At 37.9% G+C, this 18,040-nt stretch carries 18 protein-coding genes and 1 other RNA gene; 12 read left to right on the top strand and 7 right to left on the bottom strand.

The window, feature by feature from the left end; translation table 11 throughout:
- Nucleotides 1–47: 47 nt before the first annotated feature.
- A complete protein-coding gene (locus ACSLUF_RS12595) occupies nucleotides 48–2,450 on the bottom strand; it encodes a TonB-dependent receptor domain-containing protein (protein WP_435623138.1) in 2,403 nt (800 codons plus the stop codon).
- 184 nt (nucleotides 2,451–2,634) lie between these two features.
- Between ACSLUF_RS12595 and ACSLUF_RS12600 the strand changes: the two genes are divergently transcribed.
- Both ACSLUF_RS12600 and ACSLUF_RS12605 read left to right on the top strand, forming a co-directional pair.
- A complete protein-coding gene (locus ACSLUF_RS12600) occupies nucleotides 2,635–3,693 on the top strand; it encodes a sensor histidine kinase (protein ID WP_435623139.1) in 1,059 nt (352 codons plus the stop codon).
- Complete coding sequence (locus ACSLUF_RS12605) at nucleotides 3,690–4,412, top strand: LytR/AlgR family response regulator transcription factor (RefSeq protein WP_435623140.1); 723 nt, start codon at nucleotides 3,690–3,692, stop codon at nucleotides 4,410–4,412. Before ACSLUF_RS12600 ends, ACSLUF_RS12605 begins: the two co-directional genes overlap by 4 nt.
- 3 nt (nucleotides 4,413–4,415) lie before the next feature.
- Here ACSLUF_RS12605 and ACSLUF_RS12610 read toward each other — a convergent pair whose 3' ends face one another.
- A complete protein-coding gene (locus tag ACSLUF_RS12610; RefSeq protein WP_435623141.1) occupies nucleotides 4,416–4,973 on the bottom strand; it encodes a hypothetical protein in 558 nt (185 codons plus the stop codon).
- Nucleotides 4,974–5,044: 71 nt separating this feature from the next.
- Between ACSLUF_RS12610 and kdsA the strand changes: the two genes are divergently transcribed.
- Nucleotides 5,045–5,863: a 3-deoxy-8-phosphooctulonate synthase gene (kdsA, locus tag ACSLUF_RS12615; RefSeq protein ID WP_435623142.1), complete on the top strand. Its 819-nt coding sequence runs from the start codon at nucleotides 5,045–5,047 to the stop codon at nucleotides 5,861–5,863.
- On the opposite strand, the gene ACSLUF_RS12620 is transcribed toward kdsA, so the two are convergent.
- On the bottom strand, nucleotides 5,860–6,267 hold the full coding sequence (locus ACSLUF_RS12620; RefSeq protein WP_435623143.1) for a DUF1801 domain-containing protein: 408 nt from the start codon (nucleotides 6,265–6,267) through the stop codon (nucleotides 5,860–5,862). The two genes, kdsA and ACSLUF_RS12620, sit on opposite strands and share 4 nt — an antisense overlap.
- Before the next feature lie 56 nt (nucleotides 6,268–6,323).
- On the opposite strand from ACSLUF_RS12620, the gene ACSLUF_RS12625 reads away from it, so the two are divergent.
- Genes ACSLUF_RS12625 through ACSLUF_RS12650 form a run of 6 tightly spaced genes read left to right on the top strand, consistent with a single transcriptional unit; the run spans nucleotide 6,324 to nucleotide 10,078 of the window.
- A complete protein-coding gene (locus ACSLUF_RS12625) occupies nucleotides 6,324–6,929 on the top strand; it encodes a hypothetical protein (RefSeq protein WP_435623144.1) in 606 nt (201 codons plus the stop codon).
- A 3-nt stretch (nucleotides 6,930–6,932) separates the two neighbouring features.
- On the top strand, nucleotides 6,933–7,223 hold the full coding sequence (locus ACSLUF_RS12630; RefSeq protein ID WP_435623145.1) for a winged helix-turn-helix domain-containing protein: 291 nt from the start codon (nucleotides 6,933–6,935) through the stop codon (nucleotides 7,221–7,223).
- A gap of 51 nt (nucleotides 7,224–7,274) precedes the next feature.
- Nucleotides 7,275–7,730 (top strand): Coq4 family protein, encoded by a 456-nt coding sequence (locus tag ACSLUF_RS12635; RefSeq protein ID WP_435623146.1) that lies wholly within the window; start codon nucleotides 7,275–7,277, stop codon nucleotides 7,728–7,730.
- 11 nt (nucleotides 7,731–7,741) lie between these two features.
- Nucleotides 7,742–9,142 carry a DUF4153 domain-containing protein gene (locus ACSLUF_RS12640; RefSeq protein ID WP_435623147.1) on the top strand — a complete coding sequence of 467 codons (1,401 nt, stop codon included), beginning with the start codon at nucleotides 7,742–7,744 and terminating at the stop codon, nucleotides 9,140–9,142.
- A complete protein-coding gene (locus ACSLUF_RS12645; protein ID WP_435623148.1) occupies nucleotides 9,139–9,432 on the top strand; it encodes a hypothetical protein in 294 nt (97 codons plus the stop codon). The genes ACSLUF_RS12640 and ACSLUF_RS12645 overlap by 4 nt, the downstream gene beginning before the upstream one ends.
- Nucleotides 9,433–9,442: 10 nt before the next feature.
- On the top strand, nucleotides 9,443–10,078 hold the full coding sequence (locus ACSLUF_RS12650; RefSeq protein ID WP_435623149.1) for a DUF1361 domain-containing protein: 636 nt from the start codon (nucleotides 9,443–9,445) through the stop codon (nucleotides 10,076–10,078).
- Between the two features lie 9 nt (nucleotides 10,079–10,087).
- On the opposite strand, the gene ACSLUF_RS12655 is transcribed toward ACSLUF_RS12650, so the two are convergent.
- Both ACSLUF_RS12655 and ACSLUF_RS12660 read right to left on the bottom strand, forming a co-directional pair.
- The gene (locus ACSLUF_RS12655) at nucleotides 10,088–10,360 is read right to left on the bottom strand and encodes a hypothetical protein (protein WP_435623150.1); all 273 of its coding nucleotides are present in this window, start codon (nucleotides 10,358–10,360) and stop codon (nucleotides 10,088–10,090) included.
- A gap of 86 nt (nucleotides 10,361–10,446) precedes the next feature.
- Nucleotides 10,447–11,649, bottom strand: a complete 1,203-nt coding sequence (locus tag ACSLUF_RS12660) for an NAD(P)-dependent oxidoreductase (RefSeq protein WP_435623151.1) — start codon at nucleotides 11,647–11,649, stop codon at nucleotides 10,447–10,449.
- 410 nt (nucleotides 11,650–12,059) lie between these two features.
- Here ACSLUF_RS12660 and ssrA point away from each other — a divergent pair.
- Nucleotides 12,060–12,458, top strand: a transfer-messenger RNA (tmRNA) gene (gene ssrA, locus ACSLUF_RS12665).
- A 234-nt stretch (nucleotides 12,459–12,692) separates the two neighbouring features.
- A complete protein-coding gene (locus ACSLUF_RS12670; RefSeq protein WP_435623152.1) occupies nucleotides 12,693–13,940 on the top strand; it encodes a site-specific integrase in 1,248 nt (415 codons plus the stop codon).
- 73 nt (nucleotides 13,941–14,013) lie between these two features.
- On the opposite strand, the gene ACSLUF_RS12675 is transcribed toward ACSLUF_RS12670, so the two are convergent.
- Nucleotides 14,014–14,919: a hypothetical protein gene (locus ACSLUF_RS12675; protein WP_435623153.1), complete on the bottom strand. Its 906-nt coding sequence runs from the start codon at nucleotides 14,917–14,919 to the stop codon at nucleotides 14,014–14,016.
- 171 nt (nucleotides 14,920–15,090) lie between these two features.
- Complete coding sequence (locus ACSLUF_RS12680) at nucleotides 15,091–15,834, bottom strand: hypothetical protein (RefSeq protein ID WP_435623154.1); 744 nt, start codon at nucleotides 15,832–15,834, stop codon at nucleotides 15,091–15,093.
- A gap of 532 nt (nucleotides 15,835–16,366) precedes the next feature.
- Here ACSLUF_RS12680 and ACSLUF_RS12685 point away from each other — a divergent pair.
- Entirely contained in the window at nucleotides 16,367–18,037 is a 1,671-nt protein-coding gene (locus tag ACSLUF_RS12685; protein ID WP_435623155.1) for an ATP-binding protein, read from the top strand.
- The last annotated feature ends 3 nt before the right edge of the window (nucleotides 18,038–18,040 follow it).

Raw genomic sequence — 18,040 nt, forward strand, 5'->3', positions numbered from 1 at the left:
GCTATATTTTTGATAGCGGACTTAAAACCAGAGTTTTTCATCCTGAATTAACTACCAATCCTGTCCTTCTCAGCTTCCAGCCCTGTTTTCCTCTTACGCGATTTTTTGATTTCGTTCCTTCCAAAATCGTAGGTCAATCCAAAGGCTACCCTTCTGGAGTCACTTCCTCCGCTTCCATCAATAAACAATTCACCAAATTGGGTAATACCACTCCATGGTGAAGTAAACAGAATATCATTTACCGCCAACCTAGCTGTAAAGCGTCCATCCATAAATTTCTTCTGAACAGCTGCATTCAGGGAGCCCAACGCATCGGTTTGGTAGGTCCCTCCCCAAATTGAGGGTGAATTGTACCATCCTGAAACTTCAAATCGCCAATCCTTGTTTAAAGAAAAGGTGTTCTGTCCGTAGAAGGTCAAGGTCTCTTGTCGTACAGGCAAGAACTCCGGACTTGTGGCTTGATAATCACTGATAAATGCATTTAAACTGACATAAACATCCCACCAAGAAAACAGTTTTTTAGGGTAGGAAATTCCTAGATTAAATACTTCCTGATTGGCTACATTCAAAGTGGTCAAAAAACTAATGCTCTCCCCTTGAGCAACTGTAACCCGGGCAAAGAAATCAGATATACGCGTATAGCTTAAAGACGTTGTCAACCTATAATTAAAAGTGTGGGATAATTTTAAGTTATTCGTGTATTGGGGTTGTAAAAAGGGGTTTCCTTGACTAAATGACAACTCATTTAATCTGTATTGAAAGGGATTTAGCGTTTGGTAATTTGGTCTTTGGATTCTTCGACTATAGGTGAGTGCAAATTGATTTTTTCGATTAAGCTGATACGTTAGCCCTCCTGAGGGGAAAAAATCCGTGAAGTTTCGTTCAACCCTATCATTTTCCGTCTCTTGAGTACTTTCCAAATTCCCATCAGATATTGTATTCTCCACGCGAAGCCCAAACTGGAGATTCCATTTACCCCATTTGCGATTATAGTTGAAATACCCTGCATTAATCTTTTCAGTATATCGAAATTGATTGCTCTGCGAATCATCCAATACCAATTGATCATTAATTTCATTAAATGAATTAAAAGTGTTGTCCGTATCCACATAGGAATACTTTACCCCCAGACCTAATTTCCCTTTTAGGAAGTTCTGTTCGTAGTCCACTTTTGCTGTCGCAATATCTATATCGATAGGTGTTTCTTGAAAAGTGATGGTCTCACGAATTACAAAGGATTCAGTGCCATCCAAATAGATGTTAGGTTGAAAAGCATTCCTATCACTGTTATAGCGACCATAATCTAAATCCACATTCACACTGTAGCCTAAAGTATCCGAATACTTATAGTTAAAATTCCCGTTGATGTTATAAGAAGTATTGTCCGTTTGGTTCAAGGCTACAAGCACACTATCCAGTTCTGCAACCCCAGCAGGGCGTATGGGGGTACGTGTATTATTGGTGTTGAATCCATTGTTGAAATTTCCATTGAAAATAGCCCCAATGGTGTGTTTGGAATCCAAGTAGTAGTCATAGCCCAACTTTACATTATTGCTGTTTCGGTCATAAGTACTTGCCGTACGTGCATCAAATTGTGTATTGGACTGGGTACGCAATAAATTGATAAAGCCCGTGGTTTTACCAAACCGATTGCTGTAGGTCCCATATAGATTTCCCTTTTTTCCCCGATTGTTGAAATTGATACTGGAATTATACCGTGCAAAATCTCCCGTAGTAACACCGGTATTATAAGTTCCGTTGGTTCCCAAACTTTTATCTTTCTTCAACTTGATATTAATAATTCCAGCGTTTCCAGCTGCATCATATTTTGAAGAGGGCTGGGTAATGATTTCTACCGCTTCAATGTCGGTCGCTTGAAGGCTTTCTAGAAAATTGGTCAAATCCTCGCCTTGTAGAATGGAAAGCTTTCCATCAATAAAAATTTGTACCCCCGTTTTACCTTCCACAATGAACCCTCCGTTGTTGTCCACTATTACACCTGGAGCCTTTCGAAGTAACTCAAAGGCACTGGTACCCGTTGCATTTATGGTATTTTCAACATTGAATACAGTTTTATCCGCCAATACCTGTACCATGGGCTTTTCCCCTACGACGGTAACTTCTTCTAAATTTTGAGTGGATTCAGTAAGGGTAATCACCCCCATGACCAAATTGCTTTCCTTATAAAAAGTGATTTTCTTACGGTAATCCGCAAAACCTAATGCCTTAACCTCAAAAATGTATTCGCTGGATTCTAGACCCCCAATTTGAAATGTACCATTTTCCATACTGGTTGTTGCTTTCACCAAACTTGAATCCAATGGTGAGCTAAGAGTTATTGCGGCATAGGGCACCGCTTCTCCAATTGGGGATTTCAATTCTCCTGTTATAGTTTGTCCGTAGGAGAACCAACAAATAAAGAAGTAAATTAAAATAGTCGCTTTTTTCATGATGGTTATTATTTAAATTGAATACCCAAAAATTCGACTATGGTTACAGGAAACAAAGCAAAGACAGACGAGTTGACCTATATCGGGCTCAATGGACCGGGTCCGTTCGTCGGCCTATAGGCCCATTCAACTTTTCTGTATATTTAAAACCAAGGCTGAGAAGTATCTTTCCAAAAAAACCAAAATGGACAAAAAAATCATTTGGGGCATTACGTTAAGGGAGCTTTTGATTGTTCTCGCCTTTTACATTGTTTCCGCTTTTTTTTACCACCTTACCGTGTGGTTAAGCGTCATAGATGTACGGAAAGAATCAAGTTCGTTATTTGGTCTTTATGCTTTCATTGATGGTGGGGCCTTACAGTATGGTATTTTCTTCCTTTTTACCATTCCCATCTGGTGGTTTCTGTTTGTTTACCTGAAAAGTTCAAAGCTCTGGGAACGATTGGTTTTGCATTTTGTTTTTCTTCCAGTTTTCATTTTCGGCTCGCAAAAAGTCTACTATATGATAAGTGAAGCCTTAGGATGGTTCCATTTGGAAGGTTCCAGCGCGGTATGGGACCTATACATCCCTGGTCTGTTCTACTTGATTCAATTTGGGATTTTTCATGCGTATGAGCACTATCGGGAAAACCAGAGAAAACTGAAAATGGAAGGGGAACTTAAACAAGCAGCGCTCAAAAGTGAATTGGCCGCCATTAAGGCACAGCTTAATCCCCATTTTTTATATAATGTGTTCAATACCATAAACGCTTCCGTACCTCCCAAGCAAGAACAGACACGTAGACTGATTGCCACCCTGTCTGATTTGTTTCGATATCAATTAAAAGCGTCTAAAGCGGAGTGGGTAAGCTTGAAAGAAGAACTTGAATTTGTCAAAAAGTATCTGGAACTCGAAAAAGCCCGTTTTGAAGAGCGATTGAACATAGAAATCAACGTTCCGGAATCCTTGTATGCGGAGAAAATTCCTCCCATGTTGTTGCAACCCCTGGTAGAAAATTCTGTGAAGCATGGCATATCGAATGAGCTAAAAGGGGGAAAAATCTCCATTTCCATCTTCAAGGAGGGAGAAAAATTGAAATTTGAAATTGCGGATACTGGTGCTGGGGTAAAAGACAAGGAGAGTATTTTTGGAAAGGGTGTAGGATTAACCAATACTCGTTTGCGACTTCAAAAAATGTATCAATCGCAGTTGGAGATACTTGACAATGAACCCCAAGGCCTTAAAATCCGATTTGCTCTGTGAAAAAAGTATTGATTGCCGATGATGAAAAAGCAGGTAGAATTCTAATAAAAGAGTTCCTTGAGGATTATCCGGACCTAGTTTTAATTGCCGAGGTTAATAATGGAGTAGATGCCATTAATGAAATCAATCGATTTAAACCGGATTTAGTATTTCTGGATATTCAAATGCCCGGAAAGACAGGTTTCGAGGTACTGAATCATCTTGAAGAAATCCCACAAATTATCTTTTCAACCGCCTACGATGAGTACGCCCTAAAAGCTTTTGAAGTACATGCGGTGGATTACTTATTAAAGCCTTATACCAAAGAACGTTTTAAAATCGCGGTAGAGCGATTGAATTCGAGTACAGCTAAAATTGGAGAGTTGGCCCAAAGCGTTTTTATGGAGGAAACTTCTTATCCAAACCGTGTGCTGGTGCAATACAACAAAAAATTGATTACCATAAAATGTGAGGATATTGTTTGGGTAGAAGCGTATGGGGATTATTCCAAAGTCCATACTGGTGAGCAGGCCTATTTGAGCAATTTTGGTATTTCTGACTTGGAACAAAAACTACACCCTCAACTTTTCTTACGAGTACACCGTTCATCGATAATCAACCTAGACCGGGTTAAAGAACTCAACAAATACGGCAAAAGTTATGATGTTACTATGGACAGTGGCGAGGTGGTTCGTGTCAGTCGTGGCTATATGGATGCCATCAAGAAAATAATGCTTTAGGCATTATCGTCCCACACACCACCTTTTTTCGCTTACAATCCAGCCAATGCTCAAATTGAATACTGGATGTATTCCTCCATTAAACTCTCCCAAATAATAGGCAGCACCCACATCAACCGAGAAACTTAAACCAGAATTATAACTTCTTTGAATCCCAGTAACCAATCCTGCCGTCGCAAAAGTGCTACGGGGTATATCATCACCCACAAAATCATCTCCAGCAAAGAAAACTGAAGCTGAGGGAGCTATGTAATTGGCAGAATTCCCATAAATCTGCCTTCCACCTGTAGCGCGTTTATCAAAATTGTAGTAATATCTGTTTTGGATAGTTATTGCCGGGAAAAGCTTATAATTTTCAATAGGTCTTTCCTTAAACGGGTCTAAAGAAAACTGGTAAGCCACACGAGCATCCAAGGTAGAATTAACGCCCAAACTCATTTCATATTCGAGTCCAGGATGAAACATATTGATTTTGATTTGCCGTACCTCACAGTTTTTCCCAAACTGGGCCAGTGCCATTTGGGTACAGAAAAACCCAAAAAGTAGCATTAAGTTTCGCATAGTAGGTGTATTTGGGTGTTTAGTGATAACAGAAACTTTTTCAAAATAGTATTTTTGCCAAAACTAAACGTATGCATTTAAGTCGCATTCCCCAGATAAAACATACAACAGAAGACAATTTCTTTTTGTTGGCCGGACCTTGTGCAATAGAGGGTGAGGATATGGCCCTTCGTATCGCTGAAAAGGTTGTCGATATTACCGATAAGCTGAAAATACCCTATGTATTCAAGGGCAGCTTTAAAAAAGCCAACCGTAGTCGGATTGATTCGTTTACCGGTATTGGGGATGAAAAAGCGCTAAAAGTCCTTAGAAAGGTTTCTGAAACTTTTAAGGTACCTACCATTACCGATATTCATGAAATCAGCGATGCGGAAAAAGCAGCTGAATACGTAGATGTGCTTCAAATTCCCGCTTTTTTGGTCCGGCAAACGGATTTGGTGGTGGCTGCCGCAGAAACTGGGAAGGTGATCAATCTGAAAAAGGGACAATTTATGAGTCCAGAGAGTATGAAGCATGCGGTGAAAAAAGTAACGGATTCCGGAAATGAACAAGCTTGGATTACTGACCGAGGCACCATGTTCGGTTATCAAGACATGGTTGTAGATTTCAGAGGGATTCCCACTATGAAACAATTCGCTCCTGTTGTTTTGGATGTTACGCATTCATTACAACAGCCCAATCAATCTTCAGGTGTTACAGGTGGACGTCCCACACTTATTGGAACCATGGCACGTGCTGGTATTGCAGCTGGTGTGGATGGTCTTTTTATGGAAACCCATTTTGACCCGGCCAATGCCAAAAGTGATGGCGCCAATATGTTGGACTTGAGTTTGCTTGAAAAGTTACTTAGTGATTTGGTTGCGATACGACAGGTGGTAACTCAGCTTTAATCCCTTTTATAGAACCCTTTTTGTTTCAGGGAACTGGCTTCTTTCAGTACATCGATTAAAACGGTATTGTTTATTTCTTCCAAACTATTGTAGCGAAAGGACTTGACCACTTTTCGTTTTTCACTGTACATTAATTCTATATGTTTGGTCAGATGGGCGGAATTCCAGAAGGCGATGTCCACATAGTTCCCTTTATAAGAGGCATTCAAATAACAAATAGGATGTTTTCCTTCATAAAAGCAAGGGATACCCCATTTGTACTTCATATCCACATGGGGAATTACCGACTCTACTACCGCTTTAAGATGGAGTAATATACTTCTATAAGGTTCTTCTCGGGATAAGATGTATTCTTCGGCCGGGTTCATAATTCGAAGTAGTCGCTTTTCTTCGATTTCTTTCAAAATAAATGAAATAATTCGAATAAATTTTTAACTTTGTATTTCAAAGTACTTTTAAAATGGATTCAAAAAAATATTTAGATGATATCTCAGAGATAAAAAACATGATGAGTCGTTCATCCCGATTTATCTCCCTCAGTGGTCTTTCTGGAATACTTGCAGGTATCTATGCCCTCATTGGAGGGTATTTGGGTTATTTGATTTTATACCCGAGCAGTTGGAAATTTGATACCTATGAAGAAATGGAGCTATCCATTTTATCTGTAGCTGCAGGGGTTGTTTTCCTAGCTGTGATTACGGCCTTTATACTAACCTATAGAAAGGCAAACAAGAGTGGTGAAAAGATTTGGGATGCCTCATCGAAAAGATTGCTTGCAAATTTTCTGATTCCACTTGTTACCGGCGGTATTTTTGTTCTTTTACTGATTCGATTGGAATATTGGGTCCTGATTGCCCCGGCCACGCTGATATTTTATGGCATGGCATGCCTTAATGCCAGTAAATATACTTTGGGGGATGTGCGCTATCTTGGCATCACCAACATCATTCTTGGTCTGTTTTCGGCCTATTTTACAGGTTACGGACTATGGTTCTGGATTTTGGGGTTTGGAGTATGTCACATTATTTATGGAACATTGATGTATTTTAAATATGATAGAAAATAACCTGTGAGTATCATCACTAACATAAACAAAGCATTTGACCATCGAATACGTTTGGGGATCATGAGTATTCTGATGGTAAACGAACATGCTGACTTTAACAGATTAAAGGAGTTATTAGGTGTTACCGATGGCAATCTGGCTAGCCACACCAAAGCCTTGGAAAAGGAAGCCTTTATTCTGATAGAAAAACAGTTTATTGGAAAAAAACCGAATACCCGATATTCCGCCACCGCTTTGGGAAAGAAAGCATTTAAAAAACATATTGAAGCCCTTGAAAAGCTAATTGGAAAATAAAATTTTTTATCTATTAACTTTGAAATTCAAAGTACTTTTAAAAATATACGAATGAGAGCGATCGTTCTAGAATATTTATATGAATGGAGTAAAAAGCCCTATCAAAAGTTCTTGAAAAAGAACAGGGCTTGGAACATCCCTATTAAAAAGCTTTTGCAATACCCCAACAACAGTTTGGGTTTCCATCTGGCTGCTTTTCTGCTGAAACACAGTTTTGAAGTACAGCCAAAATTGGAAAATCACGATGTTTTTCACGTATTGACCAGCACAGGTATTTCCGTGCCCGAGGAGATCAGCATGCAATACTTTCTATTGGGCAATGGAAAAAAGAGCCTTTACCTCTTTTCTGTTATAGGTCTTGGCACATGTTTATATCCTGATTACTCCCAGTTTTTCAAACAGGCCTATCAAAAAGGTAGGACCGCCCATAAATTTTATCATTTGGATTTTTCCAAAATGCTTGAACAGCCATTGCAGAGAATCCAATCCGCATTTTTAATCCAATAAAACTTTTATTTATGAATATTCATTTAAAATCCATTTTAGGGGCCCTCGCTTTCAGCGTTTTACTGTATGGCAAAAACTTGGGTCTCAACATTGTTTTAATTTCTATAATCACATTTCTGATATTATTTTCTGTACGAAAGGAACGTCCACTACCATGGCCCTATGTTAGTGCTTATCTTTTTGCGGGTTTGATGGTTTTTATGGACCCTACGGCCTATAAAGTATTTATCTATCTGGTATGTTTTCTGATTTTGATGGGCAAATCCATTGCGTCCGAAGTCTCACTCTATCTAAGCGGGTTAATTGGAGCCGTGAACATGTTGGTTGCCTCACTCGCAAAATTTAATGAAAGGGAGAAAAATCCAGAACAAAAAAAGAAAAGATGGTCAAAGAAAACCAAGGACCTTGTATTAGGTATTCTTTTGGCGGCCGTATTCATTGTTTCGTTCACCCTACTATATAAAAATGCCAATCCTATATTCGGTACTCTTATTGCTAGTATCGATTTAAGTTTTATCAGTGTCCCTTGGTTGTTTTTTACACTTTTGGGATATGCGTGCTTTTTGCATATACTATCTCCATATCATCCGACAGAGCTTTTAAGGTTGGATGCACAAAATAGTAACCTGTTAAGCCCTCCTGATGCGCCATTTACCATACCCGCTTTGGAAAAACTGCGCAGTCAACAGACCTTGGGCAGCATTATTTTTCTTTCGCTCAACTTATTGTTGTTGTTCTTTTTGGTTACTGATTTTATTTACTTGTTCAAGTCAGTTCCAATAAGCAATTCCGGACACTCAAGAGCCGTTCACGAAGGGGTCTACGCCCTCATGTTTTCCATTGTATGTGCCATTTTGGTAATTCTATACTTTTTCAGGGGAGACCTTAATTTCTACAAAGGGAACCAGCATATTAAAAATTTAGCCTATCTCTGGGTAGGCCTTAATATTATTCTTGTCGTTTTTACGTCATACAAAAATTACCAATACGTGCAGGCCTTGGGGTTTACCTATAAACGAATAGGCGTTTTCGTTTACCTGCTGCTTACCTTAATAGGTTTGGTGACCACCTATATAAAAGTGGCACAAGTGCGCAGCTTTGTTTTTCTATTGCGCAGAAATACCATGATTGCTTTTTATTGTTTGATTATTAGTTCCAGCATTCCTTGGGACAAGGCCATTACTTGGTACAACATTGCGCATATCCAGAACCCTGACCTGGATTATCTTATTGGGCTTGGTCATACCAATAGTGAACCATTGTACCAATATAGCCTTAAAGATGACGTATTTATTACTCCCATTCAACAACAGCGAATCGAAGAAAAAGCGAAGCGATTCAACGCATCAAACCAAGAAAGTTCCTGGCAAGAATACACCTTTAATCATTTTAAAAAACCAAAGCAAAAATGATGAAGTATTTCACATATGGAATCAACAGAAACATTGTGCGTTGCAACTTCATCTATTTGGCAATAGGGACCTTGTTGTTTCTTTTATTGCTTATTGAAAAAAGCGATTTCCTAGTAGGGACCTCCATTGTATTCTTTATGGCGGTCAATATTGTGAATGCACTAATGCTATTGATTTTGCTTGCAAATCTATTGTCCAATTTTAAGGACATTGAAGAACATACATGTGCTTTTCTGATAGCCTTGCTCAACTATCCCATTGCTGTCTTGTTTATTTACCTTTTGACTTAACGTACACCCAATGAAAAATAATTTATTCCTTTTAAAATCATATACGCATATCATAGTATCCGTTGCCTTTGCATTCAGCTTGATTGTATTCCGAACAAAAGTTACCCATAGCGGATTATTCCTTTTCCTCGTTTGGAATCTGTTTCTTGCTGGAATTCCATACGCTATAACACAATCGCTCCTTCATTTAAAACCCTTACAATCAAAAATTTGGTTCTTTTTAGGTTTTGTAAGCTGGCTTTTGTTCTTACCCAATTGTCCTTACATCATTACAGATTTTGTCCATTTAGGACAAAAGGGGTCTTATTTGTTTTGGCTTGACCTTATTATTCTATTTGCCTTTGCAATGAACGGATTATTGTTTGGGATACTTTCACTTCTAGACATGAAGAAGCTCCTTTTAGAAAAATTCTCCGAAAAAACTGTTGATTTTGCCTTGTTCGCAGTATGTATGTTGAGCGGTTATGGTATTTATTTGGGAAGGTTTCTACGATTCAATTCTTGGGATTTGATTACGAAACCTACATCGCTTTTCTCGCAGATGGCTCTAAGCCTAACTTACTTAAATACTTGGTTGATAAGCATTGTATTTGGATTGTTCGTATGGATTAGTTTTTCTCTGTTCCGCTGGATGAGAAAACCGTAAAATAGAAGGTTAGGCTACTGAAAAAAGATGAGAGCCATTTATCTCAATATCAAAATCCTCTTTGATACGCTCAGTGTAGTCCAATGGTGTTTTTTCGGAAATCCATATCCACTGATTCTTGAGGTCTACATCGAAGTAAAATTTAGAGAAGTCTATCAAAAAGTCACTATCGTACTTGGACAACAGGAACTTTGTAATTCTTGGTCTTAGGCGGTATTCCAAATCAATACAGACCTTTTTGGTTAGGGTATCGTCCTCACGATTTATCCAGTTGAATTTCACTGCTTTGGCTATAAAGGAGGTTCAATATAAGAAAAAATAACCTTTAGCTAATATACAAGTTATCCACATCGATTAAGTGGTGATTGTTATCCACCATCTACGTAATCCTGGAGGTAAGAATACCTAGATGTCAACTCTCCATCGGAGGTCATCCTTGCCCTTTCCAAAATACCATCTTTATCCCCATTGAAGAAAGCAGGGATTACATATTTTGAGAACGCACCACCAAAACCGTTGCTTGCATCACGGGGCAACTCGGCAGGCAAATTGTCCACGGCCATTACCGCAATCGCGTCCTGATTCTTAAAATCTGTTTCCATTTCCGAAACCGGGTCATACCCATAAATGGGGTCTGCAATGGTACTGGGCTTGATGGTCGTGGCCACAGGACCATCAATATCGCAGCTCACGTCGGCCACTACTTTTATCTTGAAGTCTTGATGTTTGGCATCTTCGCGGGTGTATAGATAGGGGGCCCCATCGCCATAAAAGTGTCCAGCGATATAGAAATCTGTCACTTTGGCAAATCGGAAAAAGTTGGATTTGTATTCTTCTGGATTGGCAAAAAAATCGTCTTTATTGCCGAGAACACCATCTTTACGTTTGTTGTATTCTTCCGCATCAATTTGGCAATAGACCGGTTCCTTAAAATCTTGAGATAGGTATTCGTCCACCTTGACATCCCGTAGATTCATAGCATCCAACATCTCTTTGGCCCCATTGCCTACCCTGCCCTTTCCTGTCAACAGGATTTTAATGTTGGGCAATTGTATTTTCTGAAGCTCGTCTATCAAGGCCTGTTGGTCGCGTAGGGTTTCTGCCTTGGGCAGGTTGAAGGTTCCATATTTTAAACCATATGTGCGAACACCATTGTACGCCCCCACAATCCCTGCATAGCGGCCAAAAGCCACCAGACGTTGCCCTTTGGGATTGGTAATGACCTCATGATCGTAGAGTTCAATGTTCTTTTCTAAAATAGCCCTAAGCAAATCCCGATTATAGGGTTGTTTTTTTATGGTATGGGAAAAGAAGAAGTATTTTTTGTTGGGAATCAGTGCTTCAATGGGAACTTCCTTTACCCCAAGCATTACATCACAATCCTCTACATTCTGATGGATGGAAATCCCTGCAGCTTCGTATTCGGAATTGGTAAATACCCGAATGGGTGAAGTTTCCACCTTGATTTGGGCCTCAGGGAAGTAATTCAGGACATTTTGACATTCGGTTGGGGACAGTACAACCCGTCTATCGGGAGGATTTTTACGTTCTTGAATGATTCCGAACTTCATTTGGGAAATGGTATAATTATTGACCTAAAATAAGGGGTTTGGAAAGGGTAAACAAACTTTTCCGCTTAAAGCGGGATAAATGGTTAACTTTGCCCTCCTTCGCTCAAAACGAGTTTGAGCTTCGGAGGATCAACCCATGTTCGCCGTAGCCTTGGCGAAGGTGAAAGCGTTAGGGATAGAGGCAGATACCCCGCCGTCGCATAGCTTTGGCTAGGCAGGCGCGTATAGCCGATAGCCCGGTGCTCCGAAACCTTGGTGAAGGAGTGAACGCCCACTTCTCGATGCATCATGCACGCATGATACTCGAAGTAATATTGGTTCTTTGATAAAAAAATGAGATGGGATGAGGTCCTGAAACAAGTTCAGGACGTAATTCGTTTACGGTAAGCAAAGCTTACCTAACTCATTACGGGGCCGACTGGTTTTGACAGCAAGACCAATGGTAATGTAAGCATGCCGAGCTATGGAATCGATGCTCGTTAATCTCTGTTCCAACTTTTTAAATGGCGAAAATAACTACGCTTTAGCTGCTTAATTGACTGAATTATAGTAAGTCCAAGCCTAGTCCCGCCAGGCGGGAAAGCTGAATGTTCCTTGGTAGCCCTTGTTGATGGCGACCTTTTTAGGAGCACCATAAAAGTCAACATAGCGTTTTTACGGCTTCGGTAAGAGCGTAAACCTAAAGAAGCTAAGGGTATGGTAGGCGGTTTTTGGTCAGCCATACCACGAAAACCGAACAAAGACTAAGCATGTAGAAAGCCTTGCAATTGCTTGTTTGGACGAGGGTTCGAATCCCTCCGGCTCCACTAAAGTAATATCGTTTCAAACCATTAAACCTGTAAATCATTGATTTACAGGTTTTTATTTTATTTACATCCAAATGATATCATTTAAAATCAAATAATATTAATACAAATAGGTGACCTATTTTTAAATTTACTTTCTGCTCACCTATTTTTATGTAATCTACTCATTATTATTTAATTACAAAGGTAATTTATTTTATTTTTTGTACATTTATTTGAACAAAAAAATAGTAATCGGTGCCTTCTACCTTTGCAATATTATTCTATATCAAAGAATATCGGCTTGACAAACATGGCAAAGCCGCTATATATGCTAGGATAACAGTAAATGGAAAGCGAAGTGAGATAAGCCTTAACCGTAAAATTTTACCCTCTAAATGGAAGTTTAAAGGCGATAAATTAAAAGGCTGGAGCGCAGAAATTCAAGAATTGAATCAGCTAATGCATACGGTACGGCATCGGATTAAAGTTATACAAGAAAAGTTTATTGCCGCCGACGAGCCCTATACTTCTTTGGACGTCAAGAATGCGTATCTACATAAAGACAAGAAATTCAAAATGCTAATTGAACTCTTTGAAGAACACAATCAGCAAATGGAAAAACTCATAGGCGTAGAATTCGCCTTAGGTACGTACAAAAGATACCAGACAACCAAAAATCATTTGTCAGAATATGTAAGAGTAGAGTGTCAAAAGAAAGATATACCTGTTAGAAATGTTGATTTAAAGTTCATTAAGGGATTTGAATATTTTTTGAAGGTAACCAAAAACTGTAATCATAACTCAGCTCTGAAATACGTAAACAACTTCAAAAAAATCATCAGGATGGCAGTTGCCCATGATTGGATGCCTAAAGATCCTTTTTACAATTACAAGGTGCAATTTAAAACCGTAGAAAGGGAGTTTTTGAATAAAGAGGAACTGCAAAGCTTAATTGATAAAGAAATCAAGGGTGAGCGTCTGGGTATTGTCAGGGATATGTTCGTGTTTTGTTGTTTTACGGGTTTAGCATACATAGATGTACAGAATCTATCATCGAATGACATATATGAAAACGAGGAAGGTAGCCTTTTTATTAAGTCCAAACGATCCAAAACCGATACTGGTTTTACGATTCCATTGCTGCCGGAGGCCGTGAACATAATTGAGAAATATCATAACCATCCAAAACTGGTTAATACTAATCGTATCATACCGGTTCTTAGCAACCAAAAGTCCAATGCCTATCTTAAGGAAATTGCAGATCGATGTGAAATCAATAAAAATCTCACTACACATTTAGCTAGGCATACTTTTGCCACGACGGTGACCCTAACTAACGGAGTTCCAATAGAAACTGTGGGGAAAATGTTGGGTCATAAAAATTTACGAACCACACAACACTATGCCAAGATTATTGATAAGAAAGTGATGGAAGACATGGCCATATTAAAAGCTAAAATGATTAATATTTCAACCTTAAAAAAGCCTTCTGCCCAAGGGTAGAATACTATCCATCTTTTTGAAAACCATTCAAGATTGGAAAAGAATTTGATTGTATTTTTTGCCCCTAGCCCCATTAAAGGTCAGATAGGTCAATTTCCGGATAATTCTCTTTTGCATATTGAACAAATTCATCTAATGACCCGGGATAATTGATAACAAAATCAATTATATCTTTCTTTGGTTTTTTGTAAGCTTCATATACTCTTTTAATTATGATTATCTTGGTTCCGTTCTTTAACTTTTTAAATAATCTTTGTTCCTTTCTAGAAATTTTGGGCTTATTCAAAATCCGAACTGAGATATAGTTACTCGAAACAAACCAATTATATCTCTCGGAATAAGCTCTTTTTCCGCTGACAATTTTTCTAGGTACCAAGATTATCTTCTTACCCTTATACACAGGGAGATTGAAATAATCTCTTTTCCACTTTTTAGTATTGTAATCATAGTATTCACATTCAAACTTCTTTGTATTCTTTATACCCTGTTTTTCTATTACGTAGAATGTAAACTCAGCAAAAATGTCTCTACAAACATTTAATATAATGTCTGACATTATATCTTGTCCAATTCCCTGAACTAACAGAAGAACATTATGAGCTTGATTAGTAGTATGAAGGCCTTTTTTTGCGAATCTATTACGTCTTAACGCATCAAAAATCATAGTCGCTTTTTCCTTTGCAACTGCCTTTCCTTTGTTAGAAGATGAATATCCAAAGTGGATTTCATTTGGTTCATGGAGGTGCGATAAAAATGATATTCCCAAATTCCTTTTATTAGGTCTAACATAATTTTTATTTAACTCAGTCAAAAAACCAACTAATCTATCATACACCTTCCTAGAGAAGGGGATTTTCATCTTTGTGTTTTCTATTAAAAAAGGACATATAAAAACCTCAACATCACTATCTAGTGGAATATCAAAAAAATCAATATCGGACGGTTTAATCCCATGATATTGGGAAAAAGAGTTTTTCATAAAATCAAATTATTGTTTAGTGGGTACTTTCATCCCGGAAACAATTTGAATTTATTTATGATAATATCCTTGCGTAAAAACGCAGTAACCCAAAAGGTCAATTGAGTTTTATCTATTGTTTTTTCATTACCGAGAGAAAGCCTGCAAATTTTTTATCTGCCCATATTGCAATTACCTTATTGTATCTCGATATGTATTGGACAAAATTGAATCTCTAGGTTCTAAAATGTATTTCTCGCAAATACGTTCACTAACAGGCTTTAAAGTCTTGCGATTAATGGGATGCTCACCGTGGTAAGTATAAAAGGTAACCCTGTTGTCGGTCTTGTCATACCACATTTCACGTTCGCATTGTAACGGTTTTTTTATTTCCCTCATTTTGAGTAAAACCACTTCATTCAATTTCCGTTCATTTTCCAATCCAGAGCATCTTATTTTTTCGTAGTGGTCTTCAACCCAAATCATGCAATTCTTTTTGTAGTACTTGGAGATAAAGAATGATAGGGTGCCCAATAACAAAACTCCAATCACCAAACCTATGGAGACCATTCTCTTATATTTTTCTTCTTGATCACTTATCTCCTTTCGCAACCTTTTTTTTACTATTTCGCACTCAATTTTGGTTTCAAAGTCTTTAAAGTCTTTATGACCTAAGTATTCACAAAGCATGTTCAGTATATCATCTGTTGGAGATTGCTTTCCTCTTTCATTAAGGATATACCCTTTGTAGTATCTCGTAAACGTATTGATGTCAATACTGAACTGAAAATCTTCCATCAACTTATTGGATAAGTATTTGGCGAGTCCATGTATTGGTTTCTTTTTGGAGTCCTTTTTAGCCTTTTCAAACAAAAGCTCTATTAATTCTTGGACTAACTCCTCTTTTTCAAAACTTTTTCCTTCTTCTGAATTCATGTTTATAGTTGATTGATATTTAGACTTTTACAGACATGTCAAATTGGTGATGAACAAATGAGAAAAAGATGTCGAACTCATGTCTAATCAAAACTTCAGAAACTACTTTTCATTTGCAACGAACAGTTCAAGCTGTGCATAGCTAACATAACAAAACGCAAGTGATGGTTCTTGCGGGAAGATGCAGTTCAGGGCTCAAGGCTTAGGGGAAGTTGCCTAAAGTTACTGGATTCTCTACCACTTCTCAAACCATAGCGTACGCAAAATTTAAGTGGGTCTCTGAACCCTGTGGTGAATTCGGGCAAGTGCCCGACAGGGGCCCTTTTGTGTAATCCAAAAATTTAAAATTATGACTAAAGCATATATAGCATTGTTACTACTGTTTTGTATTGGGATTTCTTCTTGTACGAAACCCGATATCGCAGAAGAGGTGATAGAAACCCAAGCCTGTTGCGGGGAAGATCAACATAATCCGCCACCCCCACCTATAGGCGGATAATAACTAACAGGATTTATATCATAAATTAGAGGAATGAACAAGCCAAACTTTTTATTCCTCTTTTTTGTTTTCTCTTTATTTGAGTCCATATCCTATAAGGGTTTTTCGCAAGAATCTGTAGATAGCTTAAGGTATTATCATAATGTGGTGATGAAACCGAATAATAGTAAGGACCTGAATTCGGCATTTCTTTTTTTTGATCGCAAAATAAATGAACAACTTTTAGTAGGTGATACAATTGGTGCTGTTCAAAATCTAAGAAGAGTGGCTATTGGTCAGTTCGAATTGGGTTTCCTATATGAAAGTGAATATTCGGCTGTAAGAGCTTTAAAGATGCTCGAAGAGCAAAAAGACAATCCTGTGATTACCGAAGCTAAAAGTGGTATTTTTAATCATTTGGGGATTGTGTATCGTCATCTCAAACTATATGAAAAGGCTCTTTCCTACTATGAATCAGCACTTGAATTGGCAAATGATTCTTCGGATAGTATACCCGCGCTGAATAACATATCCTACTTACATCTTGATCAGGAAAACTATTCACTAGCGTTTGAAATATCAACTGCAATACTTGAAAAATGTTTAATGTCTAGCGATTCTTTAGGGATTGCCAGAGCGTTGGATAATTTGGGTTATGTTCAATCAAAATTGAACATGTCTGAAGCGCTAGACAATATGCAAAAAGCAATGAATATTAGACTAGAAGCAAATGACTTATCTGGACTTTATTCTAGCAACCGTCATCTTTCAAATTATTTTTCAAGTCGAGATAATCAACAGAAAGCAATTGAACATGCGGAGGAAGCCTATGATCTGGCCAAACAATTGAACAGTGCATCATACCTAGAAAATGCCTTATCCTTATTACTGGATTTAAGTAATGATTCAAAAGTGATTGCTTATAGAAAATTAAGCGATAGTATATCCTCTGCAAAACAGATTCAGGAGAACAAATATGCAGTCATTAAATATAATGTAGAAAAAGAGCGTCAAAAGACTCAGATGGCTAAACTACAAAATGAAAGAGAGAAAAGGTATAAGATAATATTTCTTTCCGCCTTTTTGCTCGCTTTGGGAAGTGCGGTTTTTATTGTATATCTAAAGAACCAGCAACGCAAAACGGAACTAGTTAAAACGGCTCAAAGGACAGAAGCTCGAATTTCAAAAAGAGTTCATGACGACTTGGCCAATGATGTCTCAGGTGTTATGACATTTGTAGAAAATAAATTAATTACATCAACCAGCGTTAAAGATAAAATTCTCAATTTTTTGAACGATATCTATTTAAAAGCCCGTGATATTTCGATGGCAAATATTGCCGTTGATGTAACTGATTTTCCTCGAACTTTAAAGAACCTAATAGCTCAATATCACCCAAAAGGAGTCGATGTTATTACCTCTCCATACTCAAATATAAATTGGGATGCTACTCCTGAACACAAGAAAATACAGTTGTACAAATGTCTCCAAGAATTACTTGTGAATTCAAAAAAATATTCAAAAGCAACGACGATAAGTATTGCCTTTAAGGGAAAAAAAGGCAAAAAGGAAATTGTTTATTCGGACAACGGTATTGGATTTAAGGTTGATGATATTGTATTAGGCGGCCTGAAACATGTGGAAACACGCATGAAAGAAATAGATGGAAACTTTAGTTTTGAATCGAACGAAGGCAAAGGTTTTAAAGCGAGCCTTATTTTTTAATTG

Source organism: Flagellimonas sp. (assembly GCF_965601775.1).
Taxonomy (GTDB): Bacteria; Bacteroidota; Bacteroidia; order Flavobacteriales; family Flavobacteriaceae; genus Flagellimonas.

What these genes read in the sequence shown, in the direction of transcription:
- ACSLUF_RS12600 (WP_435623139.1), top strand. Translation starts at nt 2,635, where the DNA reads ATGGACAAAAAAATCATTTGGGGCATTACGTTAAGGGAGCTTTTGATT.
- ACSLUF_RS12645 (WP_435623148.1), top strand. Translation starts at nt 9,139, where the DNA reads ATGATGAAGTATTTCACATATGGAATCAACAGAAACATTGTGCGTTGC.
- ACSLUF_RS12650 (WP_435623149.1), top strand. Translation starts at nt 9,443, where the DNA reads ATGAAAAATAATTTATTCCTTTTAAAATCATATACGCATATCATAGTA.
- ACSLUF_RS12635 (WP_435623146.1), top strand. Translation starts at nt 7,275, where the DNA reads ATGAGAGCGATCGTTCTAGAATATTTATATGAATGGAGTAAAAAGCCC.
- ACSLUF_RS12680 (WP_435623154.1), bottom strand. Translation starts at nt 15,834, where the DNA reads ATGAATTCAGAAGAAGGAAAAAGTTTTGAAAAAGAGGAGTTAGTCCAA.
- ACSLUF_RS12610 (WP_435623141.1), bottom strand. Translation starts at nt 4,973, where the DNA reads ATGCGAAACTTAATGCTACTTTTTGGGTTTTTCTGTACCCAAATGGCA.
- ACSLUF_RS12625 (WP_435623144.1), top strand. Translation starts at nt 6,324, where the DNA reads ATGGATTCAAAAAAATATTTAGATGATATCTCAGAGATAAAAAACATG.
- kdsA (WP_435623142.1), top strand. Translation starts at nt 5,045, where the DNA reads ATGCATTTAAGTCGCATTCCCCAGATAAAACATACAACAGAAGACAAT.
- ACSLUF_RS12595 (WP_435623138.1), bottom strand. Translation starts at nt 2,450, where the DNA reads ATGAAAAAAGCGACTATTTTAATTTACTTCTTTATTTGTTGGTTCTCC.
- ACSLUF_RS12660 (WP_435623151.1), bottom strand. Translation starts at nt 11,649, where the DNA reads ATGAAGTTCGGAATCATTCAAGAACGTAAAAATCCTCCCGATAGACGG.
- ACSLUF_RS12640 (WP_435623147.1), top strand. Translation starts at nt 7,742, where the DNA reads ATGAATATTCATTTAAAATCCATTTTAGGGGCCCTCGCTTTCAGCGTT.
- ACSLUF_RS12685 (WP_435623155.1), top strand. Translation starts at nt 16,367, where the DNA reads ATGAACAAGCCAAACTTTTTATTCCTCTTTTTTGTTTTCTCTTTATTT.
- ACSLUF_RS12675 (WP_435623153.1), bottom strand. Translation starts at nt 14,919, where the DNA reads ATGAAAAACTCTTTTTCCCAATATCATGGGATTAAACCGTCCGATATT.